Annotated in this window: 8 protein-coding genes and 1 riboswitch; of the genes, 2 read left to right on the top strand and 6 right to left on the bottom strand. The window is 73.3% G+C overall.

What is annotated here, in order from left to right:
• Window positions 1-266 precede the first annotated feature (266 nt).
• The 5 genes from ACFV9T_RS42120 to ACFV9T_RS42100 form a co-directional block, all read right to left on the bottom strand.
• Window positions 267-1472, bottom strand: a complete 1206-nt coding sequence (locus tag ACFV9T_RS42120; protein ID WP_385449041.1) for a hypothetical protein — start codon at window positions 1470-1472, stop codon at window positions 267-269.
• Window positions 1473-1571: 99 nt separating this feature from the next.
• The gene (locus ACFV9T_RS42115) at window positions 1572-2660 is read right to left on the bottom strand and encodes an NlpC/P60 family protein (protein ID WP_385449039.1); all 1089 of its coding nucleotides are present in this window, start codon (window positions 2658-2660) and stop codon (window positions 1572-1574) included.
• 175 nt (window positions 2661-2835) lie between these two features.
• Window positions 2836-3861, bottom strand: a complete 1026-nt coding sequence (locus tag ACFV9T_RS42110; protein WP_385449037.1) for an NlpC/P60 family protein — start codon at window positions 3859-3861, stop codon at window positions 2836-2838.
• 275 nt (window positions 3862-4136) lie between these two features.
• Window positions 4137-5495 (bottom strand): NYN domain-containing protein, encoded by a 1359-nt coding sequence (locus ACFV9T_RS42105; protein ID WP_385449035.1) that lies wholly within the window; start codon window positions 5493-5495, stop codon window positions 4137-4139.
• Window positions 5496-5529: 34 nt separating this feature from the next.
• Window positions 5530-5775: a hypothetical protein gene (locus tag ACFV9T_RS42100; protein ID WP_385449033.1), complete on the bottom strand. Its 246-nt coding sequence runs from the start codon at window positions 5773-5775 to the stop codon at window positions 5530-5532.
• Between the two features lie 141 nt (window positions 5776-5916).
• Between ACFV9T_RS42100 and ACFV9T_RS42095 the strand changes: the two genes are divergently transcribed.
• Both ACFV9T_RS42095 and ACFV9T_RS42090 read left to right on the top strand, forming a co-directional pair.
• Window positions 5917-6627 carry a rhomboid family intramembrane serine protease gene (locus tag ACFV9T_RS42095; RefSeq protein WP_385449030.1) on the top strand — a complete coding sequence of 237 codons (711 nt, stop codon included), beginning with the start codon at window positions 5917-5919 and terminating at the stop codon, window positions 6625-6627.
• A complete protein-coding gene (locus ACFV9T_RS42090) occupies window positions 6624-6905 on the top strand; it encodes an Lrp/AsnC family transcriptional regulator (RefSeq protein WP_385449028.1) in 282 nt (93 codons plus the stop codon). The genes ACFV9T_RS42095 and ACFV9T_RS42090 overlap by 4 nt, the downstream gene beginning before the upstream one ends.
• A gap of 6 nt (window positions 6906-6911) precedes the next feature.
• Here ACFV9T_RS42090 and ACFV9T_RS42085 read toward each other — a convergent pair whose 3' ends face one another.
• Window positions 6912-8276 carry an aminotransferase class V-fold PLP-dependent enzyme gene (locus ACFV9T_RS42085; RefSeq protein WP_385449027.1) on the bottom strand — a complete coding sequence of 455 codons (1365 nt, stop codon included), beginning with the start codon at window positions 8274-8276 and terminating at the stop codon, window positions 6912-6914.
• A 181-nt stretch (window positions 8277-8457) separates the two neighbouring features.
• A riboswitch (SAM riboswitch) is annotated at window positions 8458-8575 on the bottom strand.
• Between the last annotated feature and the right edge of the window lie 156 nt (window positions 8576-8731).

The raw sequence follows: 8731 nt of genomic DNA, 5'->3' as shown, positions 1-8731 counted from the left end.
CTGCACCCCCGCTCCTCAAACGCCGGAGAGGCTGGAGCGTTGTGGGCAATCGTTCCGCCGGGGGGCACCTCCCAGCGGTAGCTGGGGGAGGAACGGGTGGGCACAACCCGGCCACCGGCCCGCACTCGGCGACGAAACCCCCGGGGCCCGGGGCAGCGCCCCCCGCGCGGCGGAGCCGCATATCGATGCTGCGGGAAGGGGCGGGGTGGGGGACAACTCCGGCCACCGGCCCGCACCCGGCCACGAAACCCCCGGCCCCGGCGGGGCTAGCTCAGGGCTGTGGCCACGTACTTGCGCCACTGCGCCGTGAACTCCGGCAGGCTGACGTCCAGCACATCCCGCAGCCCCGCCTCCACCGCCCCCTCCCGCCTCGGCGCGGCGCCCACCGCGCGGTAGAGGGCGACGAGCTTCCCCGCCCCCCACCGATCGGCGATCATCCGGCAGGCCAGCCACCCCTGCTCGTACGCCTCGGAGAGCCGGTCCGGGCGGCTACCGAAGCGGAAGGCATCGTCGGACGGGAGGGCCTTCGGGAGGCGGCCGCTCGCGACGGACTCGGAGAGTTCGGGGGCGACTTGGCGCGGCGTACGCCCGGGGGTGCGGTAGCCGGTCCAGTCGGCGAAGCCCTCGGAGAGCCACAGCGGGGTGGCCGCGGTGGTGGCGGCGCGGGTGGCGACATGGGCCGTCTCGTGGGTGATCACGACCTGACGGCCGAAGTCGCCAAGAGCGCGGTACGCGTCGGGGTTGACGATCACCCGGTCGGCGGGCGAGGAGTCGCTCGCCCCGCCCACCTCACCCGTGGTGACGGCCGCGATGCCCCGGTAGCCGCCCGCGGAGGCCCCCAGCAGGGCCGCCATCCGGTCCAGCGAGGCGGGCACCTCGACGACGACGCGCCCGGCCCAGGAGCCGGGCCAGACGCGGTCCAGGGCGGGCACGGCCCGGTCGGCGGTGGCGGCGACGCCGCGCAGCAGGCGGCGGTTCTGGCCGACGCCCAGGACGAGGCTGTGCTTGCCCCGGACGACGTCGACCCGGCCCTGGTCCCACAGCTGGTCGACGCCGCGCTTGCCGTCCACCCGGCCGTCGTCGTCGGCGACGAACCACCGCCCGCCGCGCTGCGCGAGCGTCAGGTACTGGGGGGCGACGACGGGCGCGGTGTCGTAACCGGCGAGCCGGTAGCGGAGTTCGACCTGGGCGGCGAGGCGGCGGCCGGTGCCGTCGGCGGGCCGGAAGCCGCCGGTGTGCACCAGCCGGTACGTCCAGGAGCGCAGCGGCACGGCGGACAGCCGCCGGAACACCCGCCGCTGCTCGGCCCGGTAGCCGTCCGAGCCACGGTCGACGGTGGCGAGGAAGGCGCCCGCGTCCCGGCTGCGGACCGCCGCGGCGCGCTGGTCGAGCATGCGCTGCACGGCGCGCCCGTCACGCCCCGCGGGGTCGTCGGGCGGCACGGACGTACCGCACGCGGTGAGCGCGGCCAGCGGCAGCGCCCACACCACCGGCAGACAGAGTGCCGCCCGCCATCGCCCCGATCTCCACCGACCCGTCACGCCATAGATCGTACGAGCCGCCGCCGCGCTTCAGACGCGCGTGATGGAAAAGATCGGCATCATGCCGACGGGGTCGTAGCGGACCGCCGCCCCCGGGTAGGGCGCGTGGATGACCTGCCCGCCCCCGGCGTACATCGCGACGTGCCCGGCGTCCGATCGGTAGACGACCAGGTCGCCGGGGCGGGCCTGGGAGAGCGGCACGTGCTGCCCGGTGTGGGCCTGGGCCTGGGAGGTGCGGGGGATCGCCACCCCGGCGCGGCGGTACGCCCACTGGGTCAGCCCGGAGCAGTCGAAGGCGGTGGGCCCGGCCTGGCCCCAGGCGTACGGCAGACCGAGCGCGGCCCGCGCCGCACCGAAGGCCGCCGCGGCGCGCGGCGAGGACGGCCCGGGACCGGTCGTTGCGTGCGCGCCACCAGAGGGCGCGCCGGGCACGCCGTGCGCCCCGTACCCGCGCCCATCTCCGGCGCGCGAGGCGCGTGCGTACGTCTCGTACTCCCCCGGCCGCAGCGCGCCCATCAGCCGTCGCGCGGTGGCCAGCTTGCGCTGGACCTCGCGCTTGTGGAGGGCGACGGCCCGGCAGCCGCGCTCCAGCTTCACCAGCTGCGCCGCGGCCTCGGTGCGCTGCTGCCGCAGGGTGCGCTGGGCGCGCGCCAGGACCCGTAGCTGACCGGCCTGGCGGCTGCTGATGCGGTCCAGCATGGCGGCCTGGTCGAGGTAGTGGGCCGGGTCGGAGGAGAGCAGGAGCGCGAGACCGGGGTCGAAGCCGCCGGTGCGGTATTGCCCGCCCGCGATCGCGCCGAGCGCCACCCGCATCCGGTTGACCCGCTCCTGGCCACGGGCCGCCCGGTCCTGGAGCCGGTCGACCTGGCGGCGCAGCCGGTGGGTGCGGGTGCTGGCCGCGTTGTAGCGCTCGGTGGCCCGCTCCGCCTGCTCGTAGAGCCGGTCGATCCGGTCGGCGGCGGTCCGGGCCGAGGAGTGGCCCACCGAGGTGGTGTCGTGGGGCTCGGCCCCGGCCGGGGCGGCCAGCGCGGCGCCGGTGGCGGCGGCCGCCGAGGCGGCGGTGAGGACGACGGTGGCCCGGACGGGCCCGGGTTTCGAGATGCGGCGAGAGGACGCCATGGGAGCCGCACTCCCTTCCGCGGAGTCGGTGAGGAACTGCGCGCAGACAGTAGCGGCGCGACCACCCCGGGTCCAAAGCCGATCGCGGGCACACAAACTGACGCCCCGCCGGAGACCGCAGGTCACCGACGGGGCGGGAGTCGTGGGGAGTTGTACCGATTCGCCCGAACGGACGTCAGATCCGCACGCCGAACTGGAACGGCATGTTGTCCATCGACTCGAAGCGCACATTGGCGCCGGGCTTGGGCGCGTGCAGCACCTGCCCGTTGCCCGCGTACAGGCCTATGTGGTGCAGGTCGCTGTAGAACATCACCAGGTCGCCGGGCTTCAGCTCGCCGCGGCCGATCTGGGTACCGGCGTTGGCCTGGTCCTGGGAGATGCGCGGCAGCTGGACCCCGGCCTGCTGGTACGCCCAGCCGGTGAGGCCGGAGCAGTCGAAGGAGGACGGGCCGGTCGCGCCCCAGACGTACGGGGAGCCGATCTTGGTCTTGGCGGCGGCCAGCGCGGCGGCGGCACGCTGCGAGTCGGGCACGTCGCTGCCCAGGTCGACCCGGCTGCTGGCGCGGTTGGCGCGCTCGCGCTCTTCCTCCGCCAGCTTGGCGCGCTCCTGCTCGGTGAGGGTGTTGAGCAGATTGCGGGCCTTGGTGAGCTTGCCCTGGATCTGCTTCTTCTTGTCACCCAGGGCCTTCCGGGTGTCCGCCAGGTCCTGCAGCTTGGTGGACGCCTCTTCGCGCTGCTGCTTGAGCGTGCGCTGCTTGTCGGCGATCTTCCGCAGCGACTCGGCCTGCTTGCCGCTGACCTGGTCGAGGGTGGACGCCTTGTCGAGGTAGGTGTCCGGGTCGGAGGAGAGGATCAGCTGTACGGAGGGGTCGATACCGCCGGTGCGGTACTGGGCGGTGGCCATCGAGCCCAGGCCGTCGCGCAGCTTGTTCAGGTCCTCCTGACCGCGCGCCACGTTGTCCTGGAGGTCGCCGACCTGCTGCTCCAGCTTCTCCTGCTTCTCCTTGGCGCCGTTGTACTTCTCGGTCGCCTGCTCCGCCTCTTCGTAGAGTTTGTCGACCTGCTCCTTGACGTCCTTCTTGTCCTGCTTCGGAGCGGCCTGGGCGGCCTGGGACGTGAGCGCGACGGCGGCTGCGGCGGTCGCCGTGAGTACGGTTACCCGAGTGCGGCTCGGCTGCTTGGGTCGACGGTGGGACGCCACGAAGGCGATCTCCTTCTTCCTCCGGCCGCCTACCGGGGGGTGGAAAGCGACCCCGGCTCCACGGATACGCCGCGGACTCGACGGTACCCCCGCTGTCACCCCGGATGGGTGATCTACCGCGCGAAGGTTCGAGCCGACATTAGTGACCCTGCCGTGATCCGTTCAAATCCCGACGACGAAAAAATTGGCCACAGACGCATCTTTTACAAACATCGCACGGGCAGTGACGGTCATTTGACGCTGTGCTGATGCTGAGCGACGGTCAGGTACCCGGGTCAGGTGCGCGCAAGCCGCTTGAGCAACAAGGCGGATGCCACGGGGCGCGCTCCGGCGCGCGCGACCCCGTCCGCGACCTCCCGGTCGGTCGACACGACGACCACCGGACGGCCCGGCGGCTCGGCCCGCACCAGCTGCCGGATCAGCTCGTCCGCCGTCACGCCGGGCTTGCTGAACAGCACCCGTACGCCGCGCGGCGGCGCCAGCAGCACCGGAGCCGCCAGCTCAGCGCCGTCGAAGACACACGTCATCTCCGCGCCGGTCTGCGCCGCGAGCACCGCGAGGCCGCCCAGCAGCCGCAGCCGCTGCTTCTCCAACGGCATCGTCGGATAGCCGGTCTTGGTGACGTTGTAGCCGTCCACGACCAGATGCGCCTGCGGCAGCTCCAGCAACTGGTCCAGCAGCGCCGGATCCGTCTCCGACAGCGCCCTGGTCGCTATGTCCTTCGGCGTCATCTTCCCCGGCTCGACCGCGTCCACCGTGTCCGCCGGGTGCATCGACGCGGGCGGCAGCGCCAGTTCGCGGCGCAGTCCCTGGGCCGCGTCCAGCACCGTGTCCAGCAGCAGCCGCAGCCGCATGTCCTCCACGCTGCGGCCCTCGCGCACCGCCCGCCGGCTGGCCTCCAGCGCCGACTCCGCCTCCGAGAGCCGGGCCCGCAGCCGCCGCGCCTCGCCGTCGGCGGCCGCCTGCCGCGTCGCGGCCTCCGAGCGCACGGTCTCCAGCTCGCCCTCGGCCTTGCGCAGCGCCGCCGCCCCGCGCTTCACATCGCTCTGCGCACTGCGCAGCTTGCGCTGCACCGAGTCCGTTTCCTTACGGGCCGCGTCCAGCTCGGCGCGGATCCGTTCCGTTTCCTTACGTGACGCCGCGCGGGCGGCGGCCAGCTCCTCGCGCAGCCGGTGCAGCTCGCGCTCCGCCTCCTCACCGGCCCGCTCGGCCGAGGCCCGCTGGGCCTCCTCGCCCGCCGCCTCGACCAGCTTCACCCAGCCCACCGGGCGCAGCACGTACGCCACCGCCGCCACGTCCACCGGATCGGCGGCCGCGGGCGGCGAACCGCCCTCGATGGCCTCGGCCAGCTCGGTCTGGGTCTCGCGCAGCCGCTGCCCGATCCGCTGCCGGAAGACGGGGTCGCTCTCCACCGCGGCGGCCATCGCGTTCCCCGCGAACTTCGCGCGCCGGTTCGGGGTGAACCGGGCGTACTGCCGCAGCTGGGGTGGCAGTTCGGTGACCGTCAGCCCACCGAACGCGTCGGCGACCAGCGCCACCACGCGCCGCCGCACCCCTTCCGGCAGGGGGCGGTCCAGCGCCTCGGCGACGCCCTCGGCGTCACCGGCCGTCCCGGGCCCGCCCGTCCGGTCCACGACCTTCTCCTCGCTCCGTCTCTCAGGCCTGCTCTCAGGCCTTCGCGTTCGTGCTCGGCCGGTCCACCAGCTCGATCTGGTCGACCGCGTTGCACCAGCGACAACGCACTGACTCAATGGTCTCACTGACCACATCGCGCTCCTCGACCCGAGCCTCCCCGGCCAGGTCCAGATGCACGAACTCCACCGCCTTCGTCGAGCGGGTCACATCGAAACGGGTGAGGTTGCCGCACAGCGTGCAGCGCCAGCGGGTCTCGGCTGTCGGCGTGGGAACGGCCATGGTGTCGCGTCCTCGCTTCTCGGCTCATCGGCGTCCTGTAACCCTACGGCCTGAGGCCCGGGCGGTGTCGGGCCCGTACCCGCCCCTGGGCGGCGGCGAGGCGCTCTGTGCAGGTTGTGCCGGGTACGCGATGATCTGCCCATGATCGAGAAGTCGGCGGGGTCCGGCCGTCCCGTGATGACGTACGCCCTCATCATCACCTGCTGCCTGATCTTCGTCCTCGGACCGGCCTCCGGCCTCGACCCCCGCTACGGCTCCGGCGGGGACCTTCTCCAGGCCCAGACCTCGTACTTCGAGCGCTGGGGAGTCGTCCCCAGCGCCCTGTGGAGCGGCACCCCCGCCGAGCCGCTGACCCCGCTGACCGCGCTCTTCGTCCACGGCAACTGGCTGCATCTCCTCGGCAACATGCTGTTTCTCTACGTCTTCGGGGCGATGACCGAGGAGCGCATGGGACGTACGCACTTCGCGCTTTTCTACCTGGGCACCGGCTATCTCGCCCTCCTCGGCTACGCCGTCGCCCACGCCTCCTCGCCGCAGACGCTGGTCGGCGCCTCCGGTGCCATCTCCGGCGTCCTCGGCGCCTTCCTCTGGCTCTTTCCACGCGCCCGGGTGACCAGCCTGTTCCCGTTCCTCTTCTTCCTCCCGCTGCGCTTTCCCGCCTGGGCCGTGCTGATCTTCTGGGTCACCCTCCAGTGGCTCGCCGCCCGCCAGGCCGACGCCCGCCCCGGGGTGGCCTACCTCGCCCACCTCGTGGGCTTCACCCTCGGTTTTCTCTACGCGTGGGCCCGCTTCGGGCGGCCGGATAGAGTGGGCGGCGCAGCGAGGCCCAGCGAGGGAGAAAGCCAGCCGTGATCACTTCGATCGTGCTCATCAAGACCAGCGTGGACCGGATCCCGGAGACCGCCGAGAAGATCGCCGCGCTGGAGGGCGTGAGCGAGGTCTACTCGGTCACCGGCGCGCACGATCTGATCGCGATGGTGCGGGTGGCCCGCCATGACGACCTCGCGGACATCATCACGGGCCAGATCAGCAAGCTGCCGGGGGTGGCCTCCACCGAGACCCACATCGCCTTCCGCACGTACTCCCAGCACGACCTGGAAGCGGCCTTCGCGATCGGCCTGGACAGCTAGTTCCTTCTAGGAGACCGGCACGCAGCGGCCGTCCTCCGTGCGGTAGTCCCACCGCGCGCCGTCCCGGACCAGCTCCTTCACGGCCCGTACGAAGCGCTCCACATGCTCGTCCGGCGTGCCCGCGCCGAAGCTGACCCGGATCGCGTTCAGCGCGCGCTCGCCCGGGGCGGCCTCGGGCGCGCCGCACTCCCCCGGCTCGTCGGGCTCGCTGTCCAGCAGGGTCCGCAGCAGCGGGTGCGCGCAGAACAGCCCGTCCCGGACGCCGATCCCGTACTCGGCGGAGAGCGCCGCCGCGAAGTGCGAGCTGTTCCAGCCGTCCACCACGAACGACAGCACGCCCACACGCGGCGCGTCGTCGCCGAACAGCGACAGCAGCCGCACCTCCGGCACCTCCGCCAGCCCCTCCCGCACCTTCGCGATCAGCTGCCGCTCCCGCGCCACCAGGCCGTCGAACCCGGCCTCGGACAGCGCCTTGCAGGCCGAGGCGATCGCGTACACCCCGATCACGTTCGGCGAACCGGCCTCGTGGCGCGCCGCGGTGGTGTGCCACTCGACGTCCACCCCGCCGTCGTCCCGGCGCGCGACCTTACGGCTGGCGCCGCCGCCCGCCAGGTACGGGCTCGCCTCGCGCAGCCAGTCGGCCCGGCCCGCCAGGACGCCCGCCCCGAACGGCGCGTACAGCTTGTGCCCCGAGAACGCCACCCAGTCGACGTCCGCCTCCGCGATGTCCACCGGGTGGTGCGGGGCCAGCTGCGCGGCGTCCAGGACGATACGGGCGCCGTGCGCGTGAGCCGCCCCGGCCAGCTCCCGTACGGGCCACAGCTCGCCCGTCACGTTCGACGCGCCCGTCACGCACACCAGCGCCGGGCCGCCGCCGTCCCGTCCGGCCAGGGCCTTCTCCAGCGTCTCCACGGCCTCCCGGGGCGAGCGCGGCGCGCTCAGGTAGGTCGCCCGGGTGTCCTCCCGCCGCTCCCAGGGCAGCAGCGAGGCGTGGTGCTCGGTCTCGAACACGAACACCTCGGTGCCGGTCGGCAGCGCGGCGGCCAGCAGGTTGAGCGAATCGGTGGTCGAGCGGGTGAAGACCACCTGGTCGTCCTCCCGGCACCCCAGGAACGCCGCGACCTCCTTGCGGCTGCTCTCGAAGAGGTCCGTCGACAGCTGCGAGAGGTAACCCGCCCCACGGTGGACGCTCCCGTAGTACGGGGCGTAGGCGGCGACGTCGTCCCACACCCTGCGCAGGGCGGGCGCGCTGGCCGCGTAGTCGAGCGCGGCGTAGGTGACCTCGCCGCCGGTGACCAGCGGCACGGTGACATCGCTGCCGAGGACGGGGAGCAGGGCGGGGGTCTCGACTGCAGAAGGGCATGCGGACATGGCGAATTCTCCCGAGGGGCGTGCGAGGGGTGTGCGAGCATGCGGAACTCGCTCAACGCGCGGGCGGGTGTGATACACGGTGGCTCCGCGCGGAGCTGGGGGAAAACGGGGCGCTGCGGCCCTAGCGCATTCGCTGCGTCACGGAAGAACTCCCTCGACCACCAGGACCCCTAGTGCGAGGGGTCCGCGCTTGCCGCACGCCTCGCTGCGTGCGGCCTGGTCATCACCCGGGGCACCCCGCCACGGACGGAGGGTTGCCGGACAGCGGGCCGGGGCCGAAGTCGCTGTCGCTCGTGACCTGGGGCGAGTATGCCATGCCGCCCCGCGAAGCCCCCCGCCCGTCCGCATGCTGGAATTGCCCCCACCCCGCCCCTTCCCGAAACCGAGGGCTCCGCCCCCGGACCCCCGCCGGGGCTCCGCCCCGGACCCCATTGCGGGGCTCCGCCCCTGCACCC

The organism is Streptomyces sp. NPDC059850, assembly GCF_042731515.1.
Taxonomy (GTDB): Bacteria; Actinomycetota; Actinomycetes; order Streptomycetales; family Streptomycetaceae; genus Streptomyces.
The sequence above is the reverse complement of the archived record's forward strand: the minus strand, read 5'-3'. Positions and strand labels throughout refer to the sequence as shown.